19 protein-coding genes and 1 tRNA gene are annotated in these 20,894 nt (G+C 70.6%); 14 read left to right on the top strand and 6 right to left on the bottom strand.

Annotation, left to right across the window (positions count from 1 at the left end):
* Positions 1 to 244: 244 nt before the first annotated feature.
* The 6 genes from BM424_RS08575 to BM424_RS08545 all read left to right on the top strand — a co-directional run bounded on the left by BM424_RS08575 (position 245) and on the right by BM424_RS08545 (position 6,281).
* Positions 245 to 1,348 carry an ATP-grasp domain-containing protein gene (locus BM424_RS08575; protein WP_245775713.1) on the top strand — a complete coding sequence of 368 codons (1,104 nt, stop codon included), beginning with the start codon at positions 245 to 247 and terminating at the stop codon, positions 1,346 to 1,348.
* A 99-nt stretch (positions 1,349 to 1,447) separates the two neighbouring features.
* Positions 1,448 to 1,521 (top strand) — tRNA-Leu (locus tag BM424_RS08570).
* Positions 1,522 to 1,749: 228 nt separating this feature from the next.
* A complete protein-coding gene (locus BM424_RS08565) occupies positions 1,750 to 3,099 on the top strand; it encodes an acetamidase/formamidase family protein (RefSeq protein ID WP_093415169.1) in 1,350 nt (449 codons plus the stop codon).
* A gap of 146 nt (positions 3,100 to 3,245) precedes the next feature.
* Entirely contained in the window at positions 3,246 to 4,052 is an 807-nt protein-coding gene (locus BM424_RS29410; RefSeq protein ID WP_245775712.1) for a hypothetical protein, read from the top strand.
* A gap of 266 nt (positions 4,053 to 4,318) precedes the next feature.
* Positions 4,319 to 5,350, top strand: coding sequence for a membrane protein insertase YidC (gene yidC / locus BM424_RS08550; RefSeq protein WP_093415166.1), 1,032 nt, complete (start codon positions 4,319 to 4,321; stop codon positions 5,348 to 5,350).
* A 142-nt stretch (positions 5,351 to 5,492) separates the two neighbouring features.
* Complete coding sequence (locus BM424_RS08545; RefSeq protein ID WP_093415165.1) at positions 5,493 to 6,281, top strand: Bax inhibitor-1/YccA family protein; 789 nt, start codon at positions 5,493 to 5,495, stop codon at positions 6,279 to 6,281.
* Between the two features lie 189 nt (positions 6,282 to 6,470).
* Here the strand turns inward: BM424_RS08545 and BM424_RS08540 are convergent, their stop codons facing one another.
* Together BM424_RS08540 and BM424_RS08535 are read right to left on the bottom strand one after the other, a co-directional pair.
* Positions 6,471 to 7,691: an acetyl-CoA C-acetyltransferase gene (locus BM424_RS08540; protein ID WP_093415163.1), complete on the bottom strand. Its 1,221-nt coding sequence runs from the start codon at positions 7,689 to 7,691 to the stop codon at positions 6,471 to 6,473.
* A 244-nt stretch (positions 7,692 to 7,935) separates the two neighbouring features.
* Positions 7,936 to 8,859 (bottom strand): SGNH/GDSL hydrolase family protein, encoded by a 924-nt coding sequence (locus BM424_RS08535; protein WP_093415162.1) that lies wholly within the window; start codon positions 8,857 to 8,859, stop codon positions 7,936 to 7,938.
* 241 nt (positions 8,860 to 9,100) lie between these two features.
* Here BM424_RS08535 and BM424_RS08530 point away from each other — a divergent pair, with 241 nt between their 5' ends.
* The 3 genes from BM424_RS08530 (at position 9,101) to BM424_RS08520 (ending at position 12,997) form a co-directional block, all read left to right on the top strand.
* Positions 9,101 to 10,468: a cystathionine beta-synthase gene (locus tag BM424_RS08530; RefSeq protein WP_093415160.1), complete on the top strand. Its 1,368-nt coding sequence runs from the start codon at positions 9,101 to 9,103 to the stop codon at positions 10,466 to 10,468.
* Positions 10,469 to 10,568: 100 nt separating this feature from the next.
* Positions 10,569 to 11,753 carry a hypothetical protein gene (locus tag BM424_RS08525; RefSeq protein WP_093415159.1) on the top strand — a complete coding sequence of 395 codons (1,185 nt, stop codon included), beginning with the start codon at positions 10,569 to 10,571 and terminating at the stop codon, positions 11,751 to 11,753.
* Between the two features lie 104 nt (positions 11,754 to 11,857).
* On the top strand, positions 11,858 to 12,997 hold the full coding sequence (locus BM424_RS08520) for a cystathionine gamma-synthase (protein ID WP_093415157.1): 1,140 nt from the start codon (positions 11,858 to 11,860) through the stop codon (positions 12,995 to 12,997).
* 128 nt (positions 12,998 to 13,125) lie between these two features.
* On the opposite strand, the gene BM424_RS08515 is transcribed toward BM424_RS08520, so the two are convergent.
* Positions 13,126 to 13,371: a hypothetical protein gene (locus tag BM424_RS08515; protein WP_093415156.1), complete on the bottom strand. Its 246-nt coding sequence runs from the start codon at positions 13,369 to 13,371 to the stop codon at positions 13,126 to 13,128.
* 99 nt (positions 13,372 to 13,470) lie between these two features.
* Here BM424_RS08515 and ilvA point away from each other — a divergent pair, with 99 nt between their 5' ends.
* Together ilvA and BM424_RS08505 are read left to right on the top strand one after the other, a co-directional pair.
* Positions 13,471 to 14,682: a threonine ammonia-lyase gene (gene ilvA / locus BM424_RS08510; protein WP_093415154.1), complete on the top strand. Its 1,212-nt coding sequence runs from the start codon at positions 13,471 to 13,473 to the stop codon at positions 14,680 to 14,682.
* An 8-nt stretch (positions 14,683 to 14,690) separates the two neighbouring features.
* Positions 14,691 to 15,236, top strand: a complete 546-nt coding sequence (locus BM424_RS08505) for an Lrp/AsnC family transcriptional regulator (RefSeq protein WP_093415153.1) — start codon at positions 14,691 to 14,693, stop codon at positions 15,234 to 15,236.
* Between the two features lie 104 nt (positions 15,237 to 15,340).
* Here BM424_RS08505 and greA read toward each other — a convergent pair whose 3' ends face one another.
* Together greA and BM424_RS08495 are read right to left on the bottom strand one after the other, a co-directional pair.
* Complete coding sequence (greA, locus tag BM424_RS08500; protein WP_175547988.1) at positions 15,341 to 15,829, bottom strand: transcription elongation factor GreA; 489 nt, start codon at positions 15,827 to 15,829, stop codon at positions 15,341 to 15,343.
* Between the two features lie 190 nt (positions 15,830 to 16,019).
* Positions 16,020 to 16,460: a DUF4307 domain-containing protein gene (locus BM424_RS08495; protein WP_245775711.1), complete on the bottom strand. Its 441-nt coding sequence runs from the start codon at positions 16,458 to 16,460 to the stop codon at positions 16,020 to 16,022.
* 216 nt (positions 16,461 to 16,676) lie between these two features.
* Here BM424_RS08495 and mca point away from each other — a divergent pair, with 216 nt between their 5' ends.
* From mca to BM424_RS08480, 3 genes are all read left to right on the top strand, one after another.
* Entirely contained in the window at positions 16,677 to 17,561 is an 885-nt protein-coding gene (gene mca / locus BM424_RS08490; protein ID WP_093415150.1) for a mycothiol conjugate amidase Mca, read from the top strand.
* The gene (locus tag BM424_RS08485; RefSeq protein ID WP_093415713.1) at positions 17,558 to 17,947 is read left to right on the top strand and encodes a hypothetical protein; all 390 of its coding nucleotides are present in this window, start codon (positions 17,558 to 17,560) and stop codon (positions 17,945 to 17,947) included. The genes mca and BM424_RS08485 overlap by 4 nt, the downstream gene beginning before the upstream one ends.
* 231 nt (positions 17,948 to 18,178) lie before the next feature.
* Positions 18,179 to 20,191, top strand: coding sequence for a thioredoxin domain-containing protein (locus BM424_RS08480; protein WP_093415148.1), 2,013 nt, complete (start codon positions 18,179 to 18,181; stop codon positions 20,189 to 20,191).
* On the opposite strand, the gene trhA is transcribed toward BM424_RS08480, so the two are convergent.
* On the bottom strand, positions 20,182 to 20,859 hold the full coding sequence (gene trhA / locus BM424_RS08475; RefSeq protein WP_342742602.1) for a PAQR family membrane homeostasis protein TrhA: 678 nt from the start codon (positions 20,857 to 20,859) through the stop codon (positions 20,182 to 20,184). The two genes, BM424_RS08480 and trhA, sit on opposite strands and share 10 nt — an antisense overlap.
* Positions 20,860 to 20,894: the final 35 nt, after the last annotated feature.

Raw genomic sequence — 20,894 nt, 5'->3', positions numbered from 1 at the left:
CCCGCTATCCTTGACAATCAGTAGCGGGAACGAAGATTGAACTCAGGTCTTCACCTGAAAGGATGCGTCACACGGGGGAAGGGGTGAATCCCTTGACGCTCAAAGAGCTGGCCGCGATCTTGCGCAGTGGGGAAGCGCAGGACGGCCCGATCGCCGATTTCGAAGCCGACTACGCCGAAGCGTCGAAGGTCTTCCGGAAGAAGGACGACTGACCATGTGCGCGGCCGAACACCGGCCTGCTGACATGGGGGAACGGGCCGAACCCGAACTCCGCCCGACACCGGTGCTGCTCCAGGGACAGGACTACTTCGTCCGCGCACCGGACACCCCGCTGGACTTCCAGGAGCGGATGTACCAGGCGGGTCTCGTCGAGGAGGAGCCGGGCGATCCGGTTCCCTGCGTCGTCGTGCTCTCGCGCGCCACCGACATGGAGATGAACGACCTCTCCCTGGCGCTGGCCGAGCACGACATCCGAATGGTGCGCATCGACGCCGATCGGTGTCTCGACCTGCCACTGACGGTCTACGCCGATACTCCTCTGATCGAATTCCAGCGCTGGCTCTTGCGCCCGGTACTGATCTGGCGGCGACACTTCGACATGACCGCCGTACCCGTTGATCCCGCAACCGTCTACGGGTCCTATGTTCGGGAGCAGTGGCAGGCGGTCGGTGACTGGCTGACCACTCGGGACGATTGGGGACAGGTGAACACGCGGCGGTCCAGGGAAGGCCTCGACCGGCTGACGCAGCTGCAGGGCGCGGCGTCGGTCGGCCTGCGCGTGCCGCGCACCGCCGTGACCACGATGCCCGGGCGCAGCCGTCCCGGTGGCGCGCAGTGCATCGTCAAGACCGCCGGTCACCACATGCTCGAACCGGAACCCGGTGCGCTGCGCGGGCTGTTCCCGCAGCCGCTGGACGTCCGCCGCACGGGCGGCGAGGCGCGCGAACCGGCCCCCGTGCTGGTGCAGCAGTTCCTCGACGCCGACGAGGAGCTGCGGGTGTTCGTGGTGGGCGGGCGCGCGATCGGGTTCCGGGTGCACAAGCTCGACCCGGCGCAGCTGTGGGTCGATCCCGAGTCGGTCGTGGTCGAACCGGTCGACGTGCCCGAGGAGCTGACCGAGCCGCTGCTGCGGCTGTGCGAGCGCTGGCAGCTGGACGTGGCGGGGTTCGACGTGCTGCGCGTGGCAGGCGAGTGGGTGTTCCTCGAGGTCAACGTCAACTGCGACTGGCGTTGGTTCGAGCAGCGCGCGGACAGCAAGGACGTCTCCGGAGCCGTGCACGACTGGGTCCGGTCGCGGTACGACGAGTTGGCGGAGTCGGCGACGGTGGGCGAATGGGGCAGCTGGTGACCAGACCAGAAGTGCGTGGAAATTTCACGACCGCGGGAACCTTACGGGGTCCGGCCGCGTCGTAATGGCGTACCGGCACACGTGCCGGCGCGAAGCCTGGCCCCCGTAGCCCAACTGGCAGAGGCAGACGACTTAAAATCGTCAGAGTGTCGGTTCGAACCCGACCGGGGGCACTTTTCCAATCTAACGGGTCATCTCGGCTCACACCTCCCCCTTCCGTGCAAGTCGTGCACTCTCTTTCGGGTGATCCTCTCGGGTTCTGGTGGTGACCGCTTCCGGTTGCGGCCGAACGCCTTTCGCCCGGGATCAACCGTTTCCCCTTCGTCACACGCGTTTACGCAGGTGACATCGCCGGGCTCCTAGCGTGGTCTCGCCCGACCAGGCGAGCACGAGGAGAGCACGTGGTATCAGGAGAAGCCGGGAACCTGCGGGACGCGCTGGTCGCGGGGATCGGCCGGCGCAACTTCCTGCGCGCGGCGACCGCCATCGGCGCGACCGGAACCGCGGCGACGGCGTTACCGGCGAACGCGGCGCCGAGCCCTGCGGGACCGGTCCGGATGTCGCGCGAAATCCTGCAGCCCGGAACCGGTCCCGTCGACGGTGAGCACTACCTGCGCTCGCTGCCCGAGGAGGTCCGCTGGGGCTACGTCCCGGCGCTCGGCAGCGAACCGGTGCTGCGGATGCGCTCCGGCGAGACCGTCACCGTCGACACCGTCTCGCACGAGGGGATCCTCGAGGACCAGGGCCGCGACCCGGTCGGCTACTTCGCCCGGCACGGCGTCCCGCGCGAGCGGGTGCTCGACGACGCGGTGCTCATCGCCCGCGATTACGACCGCACCGCAAGGGATTTCGACGCCGACGGCCCGCACGTGATCACCGGGCCGATCCACGTGGACGGCGCCGAACCCGGCGACGTGCTCAAGGTCGACATGCTCTCCATGCGCCCGCGCGTGCCCTACGGCGTCATCTCCAGCAGGCACGGCAAGGGTGCGCTGCCGAGCCTGCCCGACGACGGCGTGCCCGCCGGGATCGACCGCGCGGAGATCATGCCGCCGGTCGGCACCGACGGCCGCGACACCGGGGACCCGACCCGGTACGGCAACGTCTCGGTGTTCGCCCCGATCGAGGGCGATCGGGGAGTGCTGCCCGCCGGGAGCGGGCGGGTCCGGTTCCCGCTGGACCCGTTCATGGGGACGATGGGCGTCGCGTTCGCCGAGGCCGCGGAGCTCGACGACCCGGCGCTGAACTCGGTGCCGCCCACGCTCGGTGGCGGCAACATCGACATCAACCGGCTGGTCGTGGGCAGCAGCCTCTTCCTGCCGGTGTTCGCCGAGGGCGCGCTGTTCTACGCGGGCGACGCGCACATGGCGATGGGCGGCGGCGAGGTCGCGCTCACCGCGATGGAGGGTTCGCTGCGGGCGACGTTCCGGCTGACGGTGTGCAAACCCGGTTCCGGCGATGCCCCCTCGGTCGCGTTCCGGTATCCGTTCGGTGAAACCTCGGACGCGTGGATCCCGGTCGGTCTGTCCGATCCGGACGGTGCGCAGCACGGCCAGGGCGGCGATCTCGACGTCGCGATGCGGCGCGCCGTGGTCAACGCGCTGGACTTCCTGGAGCACGATCGGGGGATGGATCGCGCGGTCGCCTACGCCTACCTGTCCGCGGCCGCCGACTTCGAGTTGTCGCAGGTCGTGGACAAGACCGTCGGGGTGCACGGGATGATCCGCAAGGACCACTTCGACGTCGGCTGACCGGCGCGGCCGGGCGCGTCGGCGGGGTCGCGGCAGTCGTGCCGTGACGTCCGCCGGCACCCGCGATCCCTGTGGTGCGCCTCATCGAGTGCCGCTGCGGGGTGGGGGTTTCGCGGTGGGCGGGGTAACCGCGACAATGCGCGCTCATGGCCTACGAGCGAGACCCCCGGACCGGACGACCGGTGCCGGGACAGCCAGGACCGCAGCAGCCGGGACCGCCCCAGGGCGGTCCGCAGCCGCCCGGCCCGCCGGGACCGCCGCCGGGCGGTCAGCCGAGGCCGCCGCAGGTCCCGCCGGGCCAGATGCCTCCCCAGCCGCCGGGCGGGCAGCCCCCGGGACCGCCGCAGCAGATGCCTCCGCAGCCTCCGCAGTACCCGCAGGGCCAGCCGCCGCAGTACCCGCAGCAGCAGCCCCCGGCCGGGGTGCCCGGGTACCAGCCGCCAGCCAACAACCCGTACCCGGAGACGCGCGTCGGCGGGTACCGGGACGACCCGTACGCCGATCCCTACGACTACCGCGATGACTACCGCGACGACCGGTACGACCGCTACGACGACAGGTACGACGACCGCTACCGCGAGCCGGAGCGCGACCGCTACCGCGACGACTACGACCGCCGCGAGCGGGCCCGCGACCGCGATCGCGACTACGACCGCCGGGACCGGGACTCGTTCCGCGGCCCCAGCGCGGACGCGATCGGCCGCACGGTGCAGGTGCTCACTGCGCTCATCGCGCTGGTGTTCGTGCTGCACATCGTTTTCTCGGTGAGCGGGGCGAACCAGGACAACGACTTCGTGGCCTTCACCTACGGCACCGCGAAGTTCTTCGTGCTCGGCCTGGGCGACGTGTTCACGCCCGGCGACGCGACGATCGGCCTGGTGCTCAACTACGGCCTCGCCGCGCTGATCTACCTGTTCGCCGGCCGGATCATCGCTCGCGCCCTCCGCCGGTGACTCTGCGTCGAACCGGACCCGGAACTCGCCGGGTCCGGTATTGCGCACGTCACCCATCCGCGTGACCTGCGTAAACGTTCCGCGACCGGACTGCGGCGGAGCGGGCTGTCAGGGGGCGGACGCCGTCCCGCGTCGGGGCATGGCACCCTTGAACTGGCCGGACCTGCATGTCAGGCGGGTTCAGCCGCGCACGCACGGCCCGGGTTGCGCCGGACGGAAACGATCGGGCGCTTGCTCTCCAGCGGCCCATGACCAGGAGTAGCTGAGTGGAAAGTTTCTTCTCCTTCATCCTCTACCCGGTTTCGGCGATCTTGTGGTTCTGGCACAAGGTCTTCGGAGCCGTGCTCGGGCCGGACAACGGCTTCGCGTGGGCCCTGGCCGTGTTCTTCCTGGTGTTCACGCTGCGCACGGTGCTGATCAAGCCCGCGCTGAGCCAGATGCGGGCCGGCCGCAAGATGGCGAAGTTCTCGCCGCACATCCAGAAGCTGCGCGAGAAGTACAAGAACGACCGCCAGCGCATGGCGCAGGAGATGCAGAAGCTCCAGTCCGAGCACGGGGTCAACCCGCTCGGCGGCTGCCTGCCCGCGCTGCTGCAGATCCCGGTCTTCCTGAGCCTGTTCCACGTCCTGCGGAACTTCCACCCGGGCGCGCAGAGCAACTTCGTCTTCGACAAGGCCGGGGTGGACTCGTTCATCCAGGCGAACATCTTCGGCGCCAAGCTCTCGAACTGGATCACCCAGCCCGAGCAGGAGCTGGCGCTGTTCGGCACCGACCGGACGTCGATGATGATCGTCGCGATCCCGCTGATGGTGATCGCCTCGATCGCGACCTTCTTCACCATGCGGCTGTCGGTGAAGAAGCAGACCGACGCCTCGATGGCCAACCCGCAGTCGGCCATGATGGCCAAGTTCATGATGTACATCGCGCCGATCGGTGCGCTGATCTCGGGTTGGTTCCTGCCGATCGCGGTGCTGCTGTACTGGCTGGCCAACAACGTCTGGACGCTGGGCCAGCAGCACTTCCTGACCAAGAAGATCGACGCCGAGCAGGAGCGCGAGCGGCAGAAGGAGATCGAGGCGAAGAAGTCCACGCCTCGCCCGAAGCCGGGCCAGAAGCCGGTCCGCGACGGCGGCAAGCCCGCCTCGGAGGAGGGCGAGTCGGCCACGGCCACCGCCACCGAGGCCAAGCCGGCCAAGCCCGCGCCGGGGCAGCGACCGGGCGGCAAGCCGGGTGGCAAGAAGAACCAGCCGAAGAACCGCCCGGGCAAGCAGGCGTCCAGAGCGAAGAAGCGACGTTAGATAACTCGCAGGTAAAGGCCGGTGGATCTTGTGTCCACCGGCCTTCTGCGTCCGGTAAAGTCCGGTTTTACCGAAACGGGAACCGATCGGGACGGCCGGTCGTTGGACCTGGTGACGGCGCAAGAACGCCCAGGAGGATGAGTTGCGCACAACGAGCAACCCCGCGTTCCGCAAGCTGCCGGAAATGGCCGGTGGCTACGCGAACTTCAACTACGGCGGTAGCCCCCAGGGCTACGGCCAGGCGCCGGCTGCTCCGCCGCAGGCCGCGCGCCCCATGACGATCGACGACGTCGTCACCAAGACCGCGATCACGCTCACCCTCGCGGTGATCACCGCGGCGCTGACCTACCTGGTCGGCCCGCCCGCGGTCGTGCTCGCGCTGCCCGCTGCGCTGATCGCGCTGGTCATCTCGCTGGTCATCGTCTTCACCAAGAAGGTCCGCCCGGCGCTGGTGATCGCGTACTCGGCGTTCGAGGGCGTGTTCCTCGGCGGCATCAGCTACGTGTTCGGCTCGAGTTTCGGCTCGGCGATCATCATGCAGGCCGTCGTCGGCACGCTCGGCGTCTTCGCCGCGATGCTGGTCGTCTACAAGACCGGCGCGATCCGGGTGACGCCGAAGCTGACCAAGTGGATCATCGGCGCGGTCGCGGGTGCGGCGGTGCTGATGCTGATCAACCTGGTCGCGAGCTTCTTCACCGCGGGCGGCCTGGGGCTGCGCGAGGCGGGCCCGCTGGGCATCGGCTTCAGCCTGCTGTGCATCGGCATCGCGGCGTTCAGCTTCCTGCTGGACTTCGACGCCGCCGACAAGGCGATCCGCAGCGGTGTCGACGCCAAGTTCGCCTGGTACATCGCCTTCGGCCTGATGACCACGCTGGTCTGGCTGTACCTGGAGATCCTCCGCCTGCTGTCGTACTTCACCAGCAGCGACTGACGCGGATCCCCGCAAGACCCGACAAGGCCGCCACCCCCACCGGGGATGGCGGCCTTGTCTTTGCTCGCTCCGCTCGCGAACACGGATTACCGCCGTAATCCGTTCCCCGAATACGGCCGTAATCGGATCCCCGAAAACGGCCGTAATCGGGTCCCTGAAAACGGCCGTAATCGGGTCACCGCGCGGGGATCAGGAGAGGCGTTCGAGGACCATGGCCATGCCCTGGCCGCCGCCGACGCACATGGTCTCCAGGCCGAACTGCTTGTCGTGGAACTGGAGGGAGTTGATGAGCGTGGTGGTGATGCGGGCGCCGGTCATGCCGAACGGGTGGCCCACGGCGATCGCGCCGCCGTTGACGTTCAGCTTCTCCAGCGGGATGCCCAGGTCCTGGTAGGACGGGATGACCTGCGCGGCGAACGCCTCGTTGATCTCCACCAGGTCGATGTCGTCGATGCTCATGCCGGCGCGCTTGAGGGCCTGCTTGGAGGCCTCCACCGGGCCGAGGCCCATGATCTCCGGCGACAGGCCGGACACGCCGGTCGAGACCACGCGGGCCAGCGGCGTCAGGCCGAGCTCCTTGGCCTTGGTGTCGCTCATGATCACCAGGGCGGCGGCGCCGTCGTTGAGCGGGCAGCAGTTGGCCGCGGTGATCCGGCCGTCGGGGCGGAACACCGGCTTGAGGCCGGAGACGCCCTCCTTGGTCACGCCCGCGCGCGGGCCGTCGTCGGCGGAGACGACGGTGCCGTCGGGGAGGGTGACCGGGGTGATCTCGCGCGACCAGAAGCCGTTGGCGATGGCCTTCTCGGCGAGGTTCTGGGAGCGGACGCCGAAGTCGTCCATCTCGTCGCGGGTGATGCCCTTCAGCCGCGCCAGGTTCTCGGCGGTCTGGCCCATCGGGATGTAGACGTCCGGGACGACGTCGAGCTCGCGCGGGTCGGTCCAGTTCTCGGCGCCCTGCTCGGCGGTCTGCTGGGTGCGGGCCTCGGCGTCGGCGAAGATCGGGTTGTGGGTCTCGGGCAGCGAGTCCGAGGAGCCCTTGGCGAAGCGGGACACCGTCTCGACACCGGCGCTGATGAACACGTCGCCCTCGCCGGCCTTGATGGCGTGCAGCGCCATCCGGGTGGTCTGCAGGCTGGACGAGCAGTAGCGGGTGATGGTGGTGCCGGGGAGCTGGTCGTAGCCGAGGAGCACGGCGACCACCCGGGCCATGTTGAAGCCCTGCTCACCGCCGGGGAGACCGCAGCCGAGCATGAGGTCGTCGATGTCGGCGGGGTTGAGCTCGGGGACCTTGTCCAGCGCGGCCTTGACGATCTGCGCGGTGAGGTCGTCCGGGCGGATGTCCTTCAGCGATCCCTTCCCGGCGCGGCCGATGGGGGAGCGCGCAGCGGAGACGATGACTGCTTCGGGCATGGGGAACTCCTTCGTTCGCCGGGGCGCGGAGATGCGGTTACTGACGAGTCACTTTAGAGCCGCTGCCCCCATCCTGTCGGTGACGCCACTCACCAACAACCCCCAAACCGACCGGTCGGTACCCGACGCATCCCTCCTCCGGTCAAATACTGCGGTATTCGCCCAGTCGAATACCGCAGGTTTCGACCCGACAAAAACCGCAGGTTTTGACCGGGCGAATACCGCAGGTTTTGACCCGGGGAGGTCAGGGGCGGTGGAGGTGGAGGCGGCGGTTGAGGTGGGCGACGACCCGGCTGGTGGGGCGGCGGGCCTCGGCGGTCTCCGAGCGGGTCGGGGCCGGGGGCAGCGGTCCGCCCTGCCAGGCGCCGACCGCGATGCAGACGACCGGCAGCAGGATCTCCGCGGCGGCCTCGTAACCCGCGCCGGAGGGGTGGAAGCGGTCCGGGGAGAAGAACTCCGCGGGCCGGGCCAGGAACTCCGGCGACAGCAGGTCGGCCAACGGGACCGCGTAGCCGCCGTTGGTCTCGACCGCCCGGCGCTGCGCGCGGGCCAGCGCGAGGCTCCAGCGGCTCGCCACCGAGCGCAGCGGCTGCGGGATCGGCCGGATCGCGCCCAGGTCCGGGCAGGTGCCCACGACGACCGGGATGCCCTCGTCGACCAGCCTGCGGACCTGCTCGCCCAGCAGCTCGGCGCACCGGGACACCGGCAGCTTCGAGGTCACGTCGTTGGCGCCGATGATGACCAGCACGACCGCAGGCGGACGCCGCAGCACCGCGTCCACCTGCCCGGACAGCTCCTGGGTGGTCGCGCCGACGATCGCGTGCGTGGTCAGTGCGACCGGCCCGCCGAGCTCCTCGGCCAGCCCGCGCGCCACCCCGACGCCCGGCAGCTCGCCCGGGAAGTTCGCGCCCAGACCCGCCGCCGAGGAGTCGCCGAGCACCGCGAGCTCCAGCGGTTCCACACCTTCGGGGAGTTCGCGGCGCGGCACCGGGCCCACGCCGGAGGGGAGGTGCACGCCGTCGGCGCGCAGCGGTTCGGCGATCGGGGGTCCGATGACCTTCCGCGCGTGCCCGGCCTGGCCGTTGAGCAGGCCGTAGGCCGCGCCGGACAGTCCGCCCGCGGTGCCGGCCGCCATCAGTGCGAGCCGCAAAGCCTTCGTCACGATCATCTCGGCCCCTCCCTCGCAACCACCCCGGGGACTGGGAATGCTCGCCCATCCGACCCGGAGCGCGCCCGGCGAAACGCCGCGTCCCCTGATGGGAAGACGCCGCCGGACCGGAAAAACTTCCCTGATCAGTGTGTCGTCCGGAAGGTCCTGTGGGTTAGCGCCTGACCAGGCGATTACGCTCGGCATCACACCCGCGCGCCGGTCCCGCGCGCGGGACGATCCCGACGATTGAGGACGAGGCGTGGACTACGTCGAGCACGTCACCGACCTGGTGGGAAACACCCCGCTGGTCAGGCTGAACGCTGTCGCCACCGGCAAGACCCCGGTGCTGGCGAAGGTGGAGTACCTCAACCCCGGTGGCAGCGTGAAGGACCGCATCGCGGTGCGGATGATCGAGGCCGCCGAGGCCTCCGGTGAGCTCAAGCCCGGCGGCACCATCGTGGAACCGACCTCCGGCAACACCGGTGTCGGCCTGGCGATGGTGGCTCAGCGCAAGGGCTACCGCTGCGTGTTCGTGTGCCCGGACAAGGTCAGCGAGGACAAGCGCAACGTCCTCAAGGCCTACGGCGCCGAGGTCGTGGTGTGCCCGACGGCCGTGGAGCCCGAGCACCCGGATTCCTACTACTCCGTGTCGGACCGCCTCGTCACCGAGATCGAGGGCGCCTGGAAGCCCAACCAGTACGCCAACCCGCAGAACCCCGAGTCGCACGTGCACTCCACCGGCCCGGAGATCTGGGAGCAGACCGAGGGCAAGGTGACGCACTTCGTCGCCGGCATCGGCACCGGCGGCACCATCTCGGGCACCGGCGAGTACCTGAAGAAGGTCTCCGGCGGCAAGGTCAAGATCATCGGCGCGGACCCGGAGGGCTCGGTCTACTCCGGCGGGCACGGCCGCCCCTACCTGGTGGAGGGCGTCGGCGAGGACTTCTGGCCGACCACCTACAACCGCGGCATCTGCGACGAGATCGTGCCGATCTCCGACGCCGAGTCCTTCGAGATGACCCGCCGCCTGGCCAACGAGGAGGCGCTGCTGGTCGGCGGTTCCTGCGGCATGGCCGTGGCCGCCGCGCTCAAGGTCGCCGAGACCGCGAGCCCGGACGACGTGATCGTGGTGCTGCTGCCCGACGGCGGCCGCGGCTACCTCACCAAGATCTTCAACGACTCCTGGATGGCCTCCTACGGCTTCCTCTCGCCCGACGAGACCGGGGGCACCGTCGGCGACGTGCTGCGCCGCAAGGACGGAACGGTCCCCGAGCTCGTGCACACCCACCCCAGCGAGACGGTGGCCGAGGCGGTGGCGATCCTGCGCGAGTTCGGCGTCTCCCAGATGCCGGTCGTGCGCGCCGAACCGCCGATCATGGCGGCCGAGATCGCGGGCGCGGTCAACGAGCGCGACCTGCTGGACGCGCTGTTCGCGGGCCGCGCGCACCTCGCCGACACCGTCGAGCAGCACATGTCGCCGCCGCTGCCGACCATCGGCGCCGGTGAGGAGATCAGCTCGGCGATGTCGGCGCTGACCGGCGCGGACGGGGCCATGGTGCTGATGGACGGCAAGCCCGCCGGGGTCGTGACCCGCCAGGATGTGCTTGGATTCATCGCCGGTCGATGATGACGACTTGACGCTTTGCGCCACTGCGCTCCGATCCCATCGGATAGCGTGGGGCCGCAGTATGCCCAGGACTTTGGACGCCGCAAGGGAGTAGTACCCGATGAGCTCTCCGCAGCCGCCGGACGGCGGTCAGCAGGGTTCGGACCCGATCTCGAACCGGATGGACCCCCAGGACGAGAACCAGGCCGGCGGTGACTCGACGCAGGTCGTCCGGCCCGTCCAGTCGCAGGGGCAGCAGCCGCCGTCCGAGGCCACCCAGGTGGTCCGGCCGACGGGACAGCCGCAGCAGGGCGGTGACTCCACCCAGGTGGTGCCGCCGTCGATGCAGCCGCCGCAGCCGATGTACCAGCAGCCCGGTCAGCAGCAGGGCGGCGCGGACGCGACGGCCATGGTGCCGCCGTCGATGCAGCCCCCGCAGCCGATGTACCAGCAGCCGGGCACCCAGAGCCAGCCCGGTGGCTTCCCGGCGCAGCCCCCGCAGCAGCCGGGCACCCCCGGCGGCGGTTTCCCCGCCCCGCAGGCCCAGGCCGGCTTCCCGCCGCCGCAGGCGGGCGGCTTCCCGGGTCAGAGCGGCGCTGAGGTGGGCAACCCCCAGCTAGCGAAGCTGTGCGCCATCCTGGCGATCGTCTTCGGCGGTCTGGGCCTCATCGGCGGATTCATCAGCATCGCGAGCCTGGCCACGCTGTCGGCGATGTCGTCGCAGGCCGAGGCGATGGGCATCGACGTCCCGCCGGTCGGTCTCCTCTACGTCCTGGTCATCCTCAGCATGCTGCTGGCCGTCACCTACGTGGTCGGTGGTGTCCTGCTGCTGAAGCGGCGTTCCCTCGGTGCGCTGCTGATCGGTGGTGCCGCGGCCGCGAGCGCCGTCGTCGCCCTGATCCAGGTCATCATGATGCCGAGCGGCTTCACCGCCTGGCTCGGCATCCTGTTCGGCATCGCCCTGGCCGTGCTGGCGTTCCTGCCCGCGGTGCGGGAGTGGGCCAACGCCGGTTCCGGTGCCGCGAACGCGCAGCTCGGCGGCTTCGGCCAGCCGCAGCCGCAGCAGGGCTTCGGTCAGCCGCAGCCGCCGCAGCAGTTCGGCCAGCCCGGACCGCCGCAGCAGTTCGGTCAGCAGCCCCAGCAGGGCTTCGGCCAGCCCCCGCAGCAGGGCTTCGGCCAGCAGCCCCCGCAGGGCTACCCGCAGCAGGGCGGTTACCCCCAGTCCGGCGGGTTCCCCCAGCCGGGTGGTTACCCGCAGCAGGGCGGCCAGCAGCCGGGCCAGCCCCCGCAGCCGCCGCAGTGGTGAGCTGAGCGCAGCACCCGAAGTGCCCCCGACCTGCGCAGGTCGGGGGCACTTCGCTTCGCGGGGCCGAATCGGCAGGACCGCGCTGGAGCACTACGCTGCTCCGCATGAGTGACGGCTTCGCCACCCGCGCGATTCACGCGGGCCAGGAGGCAGACCCGACGACCGGTTCGGTGATCGTGCCCATCCACGCGACCTCGACCTACGCCCAGGACGGCGTCGGCGGGATGCGCTCCGGCTACGAGTACTCCCGCACTGGCAACCCGACCAGGACCGCGCTGGAGCGCTGCCTGGCCGAGCTGGAGAACGGCAGGCACGCGCGGGCCTACGCCTCCGGCATGGCCGCCACCGACGCGGTGCTGCGGTCCCTGCTGCGCCCGGGCGACCACCTGGTGATCCCCGACGACGCCTACGGCGGCACGTTCCGGCTGATCGACAAGGTGCTGTCCGGCTGGGGCATCTCCTACACGCCCGCGCCGGTGTCCGACGTCGACGCGGTGCGCGCGGCGATCCAGGACAACACCAAGCTGGTGTGGCTGGAGACCCCGACGAACCCGCTGCTCAACATCGGTGACATCGCCGCGCTGGCGCAGGTCTCCGCCGACGCGGGCGTGAAGCTCGTCGTCGACAACACCTTCGCCTCGCCGTTCCTGCAGCAGCCGCTGGAGCTGGGCGCGACCGCCGTCGTGCACTCCACCACGAAGTACCTCGGCGGCCACTCCGACGTGGTCGGCGGTGCCGTGGTGACCTCCGATGACGCGCTGGCCGAGCAGCTGGCGTTCCTGCAGAACGGCGCGGGCGCGGTGCCCGGCCCGTTCGACGCGTTCCTGACGATGCGCGGTCTCAAGACCCTCGCGGTCCGGATGGAGCGGCACAGCGCGAACGCCGAGCGGATCGTCGGCGCGCTGACCGGCCACCCGAAGGTCGCCAAGGTCCTCTACCCGGGCCTGCCGGACCACCCGGGCCACGAGGTCGCGGCCAAGCAGATGAAGCACTTCGGCGGCATGGTGTCGTTCCTGCACGCCGACGGCGAGCAGGCGGCGCTGGAGGTGTGCGCCCGCACGCGGCTGTTCACCCTCGCCGAGTCCCTCGGCGGCGTCGAGTCGCTCATCGAGCACCCGGGCAAGATGACCCACGCCAGCACGGCGGGCTCGATGCTGCAGGTCCCGGCGGACCTGGTCCGCCTCTCGGTCGGCATCGAAGAGGCCGACGACCTCGTCGAAGACCTCCTCACCGCCCTCGGCTGACCCCCACCACCTCCTGACCGGGCGAATACCGCGGTATTCGCCCGGTCAAATCCTGCGGTATTCGTCGGGTCGAAAACCGCAGGATTCGACCCGACAAAACCTGCGGTATTTGACCGGTGGGGCCGGGGTCACCTGGCGAGGGAGGGGTCCGCTGTGCCCGGGTCGGGGGTGTTCGCGGGGTCTTGCGGGGTGATCGGGAGGTCGCTGGGGTGCAGGCAGCCTCCGATGAGCTCGACGACCCCGTCGTGCTCGGTGTAGGTGCCCGGGTCGTCGCAGCCGGAGCCCAGGACCGCCAGGACGGCCGCGCCGGACAGGGCCGCGGCCATGACGGCGCCGGTGAGCAGGGACAACGCGCCGGTGCTCGGTTGCGCCATGATTCCCTCCCGGCACTGCGCTCGGTGACCGTCCCGCCCACCGAGCGTACCGAACGTCACGCGCTAGTACCGGTAGATCGACGGTGGCACGATTGCCTCATGCAGCTCGTCGACCTCGACCGAATCCGCGAAGCGGACGCCCTGCTCGCCAAGGTGGCGCGGCGGACCCCGATGGAGCACTCCCGGGTGCTCGGTGAGCACACCGGCGGCGAGGTGTACCTCAAGTGCGAGAACCTCCAGCGGACCGGTTCGTTCAAGCTCCGGGGCGCCTACGTGCGGCTGCTCGGGCTCGACCCGGCGCGCCGCGCGGCCGGGGTGGTCGCGGCCAGCGCCGGAAACCACGCCCAGGGCGTCGCGCTGGCCGCTCAGCTGCTCGGCATCCCCGCCACCGTCTACATGCCCGAGCGCGTGCCGCTGCCGAAGCTGGCCGCCACCAAGGCCTACGGCGCCGAGGTGAAGCTGCACGGCGCGGTGCTCGCCGAGACCCTCGCCGCCGCCAAGGAGCACGCCGAGCGCACCGGGGCCGAGTTCATCCACCCCTTCGACCACCCGGACATCGTCGCCGGTCAGGGCACCGTGGGCCTGGAGATCCTGGACCAGCTGCCCGAGGTGAGCACCATCCTGGTGCCCACCGGCGGGGGCGGGCTGGTCGCGGGCGTGGCGGCCGCGGTGAAGGCCAAGCGCCCCGAGGTGAAGGTGGTGGCGGTGCAGGCCGAACGCGCCGCGGCCTGGCCGGGTTCGCTGGCCGCGGGCAAGCCGGTTCCGGTCACCGACACGCAGACGATGGCCGACGGCATCGCCGTGGGCGAGCCCGGTGCGGTGCCGTTCGCGCACGTCAACGAGCTGGCCGACGGGGTGCTCACGGTCAGCGAGGAGTCGCTGTCGCGGGCGCTGCTGCTGTGCCTGGAGCGGGCGAAGCTCGTCGTCGAGCCCGCCGGCGTGGCCGCCGTCGCCGCGCTGCTGGAGCACCCCGAGCAGATCTCGTCGCCGACCGCCGCGGTGCTCTCCGGCGGCAACATCGACCCGCTGCTGCTGCTCCAGCTCATCCAGCACGGCATGACCTCGGCGGGCCGCTACCTGTCGCTGCGGGTGCGGCTGCCCGACCGGCCCGGCTCGCTGGCGGCGCTGCTGGGCACGCTCGGCGAGGTCAACGCCAACGTCATCGACATCGAGCACTCGCGCATCTCCGGTGCCCTCGCGCTCGGCGAGGTCGACGTCGAGGTGTCGCTGGAAACCCGAGGTCAGGAACACTGCGAGTACGTCGTCACCCAGCTCGAAGCGGCCGGGTACACGATCCTCGCCCGCCGCTGAGGAGCGCTGTGGCCACCACCAACGGTCCCGACGAGCTCGACGCCCGGCTGTTGCTGCTGCTCTCCGACGAGCCGCGGCTGGGCGTGCTGGAGTGCTCGCGGCGCCTCGGCGTCGCGCGCGGCACCGTGCAGGCGCGGCTCGACCGGCTCGTCCAGCGCGGCGTCTTGCAGGGGTTCCCGCCGGAGCTGGACCTGGCGGCGATGGGCTACGGGCTGACCGCCTTCGCCTGGCTGGAGATCACCCAGGGGCACCGCACGGCCGTCTCCGAGCAGCTGGCCGCCATCGACGAGGTCTGCGAGGTGCACGCCACGACCGGCCAGGGCGACCTGTTCGTGCGGATGGTCGCGCGGTCCAACGACGACCTGCAGCGGGTCATCGACGAGGTGGTCGGGGTGCCGGGGGTGCGCCGCACGTCGACGTCCATCGCGCTGTCCACACCGGTGCCGCCGAGGGTGCGTCCGCTGCTGCGCCGCCTTTCCGGGGAAAAAGGAGCGGGCGTCCCGGAAACCGGAACGCCCGCAGCCCGAGCGCATAAGCCCGGAATCGATTCTTAATTGCGCCGAAACCACTAGGTGGTTTCGCCCGCATAGACCAGGTGAAGCCAGATCAACAAAGGCGCGCGCCGACCGCACGCGAAAGGAGTCCGGATTCAGCGGTATCAGCCGTTGAAGGGTTCCGCCTTGACGAGCGTGACCTTCATGTTGCCGCCGTTGGGGAGTTCGTACTCCCGGCTCTCGCCCTCCTTGGCGTCCAGCAGAGCCTGGCCCAGCGGGGAGCTGGGGGAGTACACCTCGAGGTCGCCGTGGGCGCCCTCCTCGCGGTTGGCGAGCAGGAACTGCTCGGTCTCGTCCTCGCCGTCGTAGCGGACGGTCAGCACCGAACCCGGCTTGGCGATGCCGGACTCCGTGGGCACGTCGCCGACCTTGGCGGTGCGCAGCAGCTCCTGCAGCTGGCGGATGCGAGACTCGATCTGACCCTGCTCCTCGCGAGCCGCGTGGTAGCCGCCGTTCTCGCGGAGGTCGCCCTCCTCGCGGGCCTCGTTGATCTTCGCGGCGATCACCGGGCGGTTGGCCACGAGTTCGTCCAGCTCACCCTTGAGCCGGTCGTAAGCATCCTGGGTCAGCCAGGTCACCTGGGTCTCGCTCACGGTCACCACTCCTCGTCGACTTCCGGCCCGCTCTCACTGCGAGCCAAATTGCAATTCCGCCTTTTCTCAGCCAATGCCAAGTAACGGAAAAACACGGCCCTCACCGGGGGCCGTGCTGCGCTCGACGATAGCACGAATCAGCACGCGAAGGGGTGGGATTCTGCTGGCGTCCGACGTGCAAGGGGACGCTTCACCCGGTTGGCCGCGTGTGAGTGGACAAATATTCAGGAACGTTGTAAGTGCAGCCGTACACCTCCCCAACACCAGCCGGGGCGGATGTACGGAGCACAGTGTCCTGCCGCGTGACGCCGTTCGCCGGGTGGATCAGGACTTCGCGCCTGCCGACCTCCTCGCCGGACTTGGCGCGACCGCGGACCACGCAGTCGGCGGGCCGCTGCGGATCGTCCCGCTGGACCTCCAGGGTGATCCGAACGGAGTGGTCGTCGATGATCTCGAAGGCGACCTGCTTGCCCTCGATCGGAGCAGAGCCGAGGTTGCGGTAGCCGACCACGGACACGCCCACCAGGACCAGCAGGACGACCGCGGTCAGGGCCCAGCGCAGCGCAGGACGGCTGCGCGCGCTGCGAGCGCGCGATCCGTACCGGTCCGAGGGGACCTGCTGCTGCGTCACGGCGGCCTTTCGACGCGAGTGGTGGATCTGCGGCCTGGACCACACGGGGTCGCGGCCGGTTCGTCGGCTCCACCGGGAACAATGGAGCACGACGTCCACGTTGAGTATCCCTGGACCGTTCAGCTGACCGACGGCGGGGCCGCGGACGCGGGCCGGCCGTGCGCGGCGCGGACGGTGTGGGCGCAAGCTGCTACTAGCGGGAGGAACGAGCGGGCGATGGCGGACAAGCTGCGACTGATGACGGTGCACGCGCACCCCGACGACGAGTCCAGCAAGGGGGCCGCGACCACCGCGCGCTACGCGGCGGAGGGCCACGAGGTGATGGTCGTCACCTGCACGGGCGGTGAAGCCGGCAGCATCCTCAACCCGGCCATGGACCGGCCGGAGGTCGTGTCGAACCTGACCGAGGTACGCCGCCAGGAGATGGCGCAGGCCGCCGAGATCCTGGGCGTGCAGCACCGCTGGCTGGGCTTCGTCGACTCCGGGCTGCCGGAGGGCGACCCGCTGCCGCCGCTGCCGGACGGCGTGTTCGCGACCGTGCCGATGGAGGAGTCCACCCGCGAGCTGGTCAAGGTCGTGCGCGAGTTCCGCCCGCACGTGCTCATCACCTACGACGAGAACGGCGGCTACCCGCACCCCGACCACATCCGCTGCCACGAGATCTCGGTGGCGGCCTTCGACGCCGCGGGCGACCCCGACCTCTACCCGGGCACGGGCGAGCCGTGGCAGCCGCTGAAGCTGTACTACTCGCACGGCTTCTCCCGCAAGCGCATGCAGCTGTTCCACGAGTCGCTGCTGGCCGAGGGCAAGGAATCGCCCTGGACCGACTGGCTGGCCCGCTGGGACGAGCAGAAGCGCCCCGACCCGGACGACCGGGTGACCACGCGCGTGCCGTGCGGGGAATACTTCGAGAAGCGGGACGACGCGTTGCGCGCCCACGCGACCCAGATCGACCCGACGAGCCGCTGGTTCGCGGTCTCGTGCGACGTCCAGCGCGAGCTGTGGCCGACCGAGGACTACGAGCTGGTGCGCTCGCTGGTCGACACCACGTTGCCGGAGGACGACCTGTTCGACGGCGTCCAGGAGAAGGTGTGCGCATGAGTGCCCAGGAGACCGTCGCACTGGTGCTGGCCCAGGCCCCGGCACCGCCGCAGGACCCGGGCGGGCAGGGTGAGGACTTCGGCAAGTCCTCGCCGCTCGGCCTGGTGCTGCTGATCGTGTTCGCCATCGCCGTGGTGTTCCTGATCCGGTCGATGACCAAGCACCTCAAGAAGGTGCCGACGGTCTTCGACGAGGACAAGGCCAACGCCGCCGCCCCGGCCCACGTCAAACGAGCCGAAGCCGAAGCCGCCAAGAAGGCCGAGTCGGAGCCGGAGGAAGCCGAGGCGAAGACCTCGGAGTCCGAATCCGAGCCCGAGCCCGGCGAACCGGCCGAGGCCACGGCCAAGACCTCCGAGACCAAGTCCTCGGGAGCGAAGGCCGAGTAGAACCCCCCACTCCGAACGGGGCCACCCGAACCACCGGGTGGCCCCGTTCTGCGTCCCGAGCCCGGATTACGGCGGTACTCGGGGACCCGAATACTCCGGTAATCCGGTACCCGAATACCGCCGTAATCCGGTACCCGATTACGGCGGTATTCCGGGACCCGATTACTCCGGTATTCCGGGTTTGGGCACCTGAGCGGTGCGTCCGGAAGATCGAGATGCGAGGCTGGGGGCATGGCGAACCGGCTTGCGGACGCGACGAGTCCTTACCTCCTGCAGCACGCCGACAACCCGGTCGACTGGTGGCCGTGGTGCCCGGAGGCGTTCGCCGAAGCGCGCAGCCGGAACGTGCCGGTGCTGCTGTCGATCGGCTACGCGGCCTGCCACTGGTGCCACGTGATGGCCCACGAGTCCTTCGAGGACGACGACACCGCCCGGTTGATGAACGAGCACTTCGTCAACATCAAGGTCGACCGGGAGGAACGCCCGGACATCGACGCCGTCTACATGGAGGCCACCCAGGCCATGACCGGCCAGGGCGGCTGGCCGATGACCTGCTTCCTCACGCCCGACGGCGAACCGTTCCACTGCGGCACCTACTACCCGGCGGAGCCGATGCCGGGGATGCCGTCGTTCCCGCAGCTGCTCGCCGCCGTCGCGCAGGCCTGGGAGAACCGCGGCGGCGAGGTCCGGGCCTCGGCGACCCGCATCGTCGAGCAGCTCAGCGCGCAGCGCTCACCGCTGCCCGAGACGATCCTCGACGACGAGGTGCTCACCGGCGCCGTCGGCCGGCTGCGGGCCGAGGCCGACGGCGAGCACGGCGGTTTCGGGCGAGCCCCGAAGTTCCCGCCGTCGATGGTGCTGGAGTTCCTGCTGCGCCACAACGAGCGCACCGGTTCCGCGCAGGCCCTGGAGCTGGCCCGGGACTGCTGCGCGGCGATGGCGCGCGGCGGCATCTACGACCAGCTCGCGGGCGGGTTCGCGCGCTACAGCGTCGACGCGGCCTGGGTGGTCCCGCACTTCGAGAAGATGCTCTACGACAATGCCCTGCTGCTGCGCGCCTACGCGCACCTGGGCAGGCTCGGCGACGAGCTCGCCGCCCGCGTCGCCCGGGAGACCGCCGGGTTCCTGCTGCGCGACCTGCGCACCCCGGAGGGCGGGTTCGCCGCCTCGCTCGACGCCGACACCGACGGCGTCGAGGGCCTGACCTACGTGTGGACGCCGGAGCAGCTGCGCGAGGTGCTGGGCGAGGCCGACGGTGAGTGGGCGGCGTCGCTGCTGGTCGTCACCCCCGACGGCACCTTCGAGGAGGGCGCGTCGACGTTGCAGCTGCCGCGCGACCCGGACGACCCGGAGCGCTGGGCGCTGGTGCGGCAGCGGCTGTTGGCGGCGCGCGAGCAGCGCCCGCAGCCGGGCGAGGACGACAAGGTCGTCACCGCCTGGAACGGCCTGGCCATCACCGCCCTGGTGGAGGCCGCGACCGCGCTGGAGGAGCCGTCCTGGGTCGAGGCCGCCGCCGGTGCCGCTGAGCTGCTGCTGGCCACGCACCGGGTCGACGGCAGGCTGCTGCGGACCTCCCGCCACGGCGTCGCCGGCACCGCCGCCGGGGTGCTGGAGGACTACGCCTGCCTCGCCGACGGGCTGCTGTCGCTGCACCAGGCCACCGCCGATCCGCGCTGGCTGACCGCCGCCTGCGAGCTGCTGGACGTGGCGCTGGAGCAGTTCGCCGACGCCGAGCACCCGGGCACCTTCCACGACACCGCCGCCGACGCCGAAGCCCTGGTGCGCAGGCCGTCGGATCCCACCGACAACGCCAGCCCGTCCGGTGCCGCCGCGCTGACCTCCGCGCTGCTGACCGCCTCGGCGCTGGTCGGGCCGGAGAGCACCGGTCGCTACCGGACCGCCGCCGAGCAGGGGCTCTCCCGCGCGGGACTGCTGGCTCAGCGGGCGCCGCGCTTCGCCGGGCACTGGCTGACCGCCGCCGAGGCCCGGGCGCAGGGCCCGCTGCAGGTCGCCGTGGTCGGGCCGGATGAGTCGGCGCGGGCCGAGCTGCTCGCGGTGGCCCACCGCCGGGCGCCCGGCGGGACGGTCGTCGTCGGGTCCACCCCGGAGGCGGCCGGGGTTCCCCTCCTGGCCGACCGTCCTCTCGTCGACGGGTCGGCGGCCGCCTACGTCTGCCACGGCTACGTCTGCGACCGCCCCGTCACCAGCGCCGAGGACCTCGTGGGGCGCCTCGTTCAGGCGTAGAGGGCCAGCCAGATCGCCACGTGGTGGCAGATGGCCGCCGCGGTGACCGTCGAGTGGAAGAACTCGTGGTACCCGAAGGTCTTGGGCCACGGGTCCGGCCAGCGGGTCGCGTAGAAGATCGCGCCCGCGGTGTAGAGCGCGCCGCCGACGATGAGCAGCACGAGCACGGCCACGCCGGCGTTGTGCAGCAGGTCCGGCAGCACGAACACGGCCACCCAGCCCAGCGCGATGTAGACCGGGACACCGACCCAGCGCGGCGCGTTCGGCCAGGCCAGCTTGAGGATCACGCCGCCGAGCGCGCCCGCCCACACCACGGCGAGCACGACCGCACCGGTCGTCGGCTGCATCGCGATCATCGCCAGCGGCGTGTAGGTGCCCGCGATGAACAGGAAGATCATCGAGTGGTCGAGTCGCCGCATCCAGGTGCGCGCGCCGACCGATTTCCAGGTCTTGCGGTGGTAGAGCGCGCTCACCCCGAACAGGCCGAGGACGGTCGCCGAGTAGATCGACGTGCCCAGCGCGGCCTGCGCGGACACGGTCGAGGCGGCGAGCGAGATCAGCGTGGCCCCGGCGGCGAAGAACGCCAGCAGCGACCAGAAGTGGATCCAGCCGCGCATCCGGGGCTTCACGAATGCCGAAGGGACACGAGAGGAGAGGGCGTTGGTCACGCTTGAAAGGTTACGGGACCGTAGGTTTCGCGTGC

This window comes from Saccharopolyspora flava (genome assembly GCF_900116135.1).
Classification (GTDB): Bacteria; Actinomycetota; Actinomycetes; order Mycobacteriales; family Pseudonocardiaceae; genus Saccharopolyspora; species Saccharopolyspora flava.
Note: the sequence above shows the minus strand (reverse complement) of the source record. Positions and strands in the feature narration are given on the sequence as shown.

Bases quoted from the DNA above. Each gene is read 5' to 3' on its own strand.
- BM424_RS29410 (WP_245775712.1), top strand. From the start codon at position 3,246: ATGGCCTACGAGCGAGACCCCCGGACCGGACGACCGGTGCCGGGACAG.
- BM424_RS08575 (WP_245775713.1), top strand. From the start codon at position 245: ATGGGGGAACGGGCCGAACCCGAACTCCGCCCGACACCGGTGCTGCTC.
- BM424_RS08540 (WP_093415163.1), bottom strand. From the start codon at position 7,691: ATGCCCGAAGCAGTCATCGTCTCCGCTGCGCGCTCCCCCATCGGCCGC.
- BM424_RS08525 (WP_093415159.1), top strand. From the start codon at position 10,569: ATGAGCTCTCCGCAGCCGCCGGACGGCGGTCAGCAGGGTTCGGACCCG.
- BM424_RS08480 (WP_093415148.1), top strand. From the start codon at position 18,179: ATGGCGAACCGGCTTGCGGACGCGACGAGTCCTTACCTCCTGCAGCAC.
- BM424_RS08485 (WP_093415713.1), top strand. From the start codon at position 17,558: ATGAGTGCCCAGGAGACCGTCGCACTGGTGCTGGCCCAGGCCCCGGCA.
- mca (WP_093415150.1), top strand. From the start codon at position 16,677: ATGGCGGACAAGCTGCGACTGATGACGGTGCACGCGCACCCCGACGAC.
- BM424_RS08515 (WP_093415156.1), bottom strand. From the start codon at position 13,371: ATGGCGCAACCGAGCACCGGCGCGTTGTCCCTGCTCACCGGCGCCGTC.
- BM424_RS08520 (WP_093415157.1), top strand. From the start codon at position 11,858: ATGAGTGACGGCTTCGCCACCCGCGCGATTCACGCGGGCCAGGAGGCA.
- BM424_RS08535 (WP_093415162.1), bottom strand. From the start codon at position 8,859: ATGATCGTGACGAAGGCTTTGCGGCTCGCACTGATGGCGGCCGGCACC.
- ilvA (WP_093415154.1), top strand. From the start codon at position 13,471: ATGCAGCTCGTCGACCTCGACCGAATCCGCGAAGCGGACGCCCTGCTC.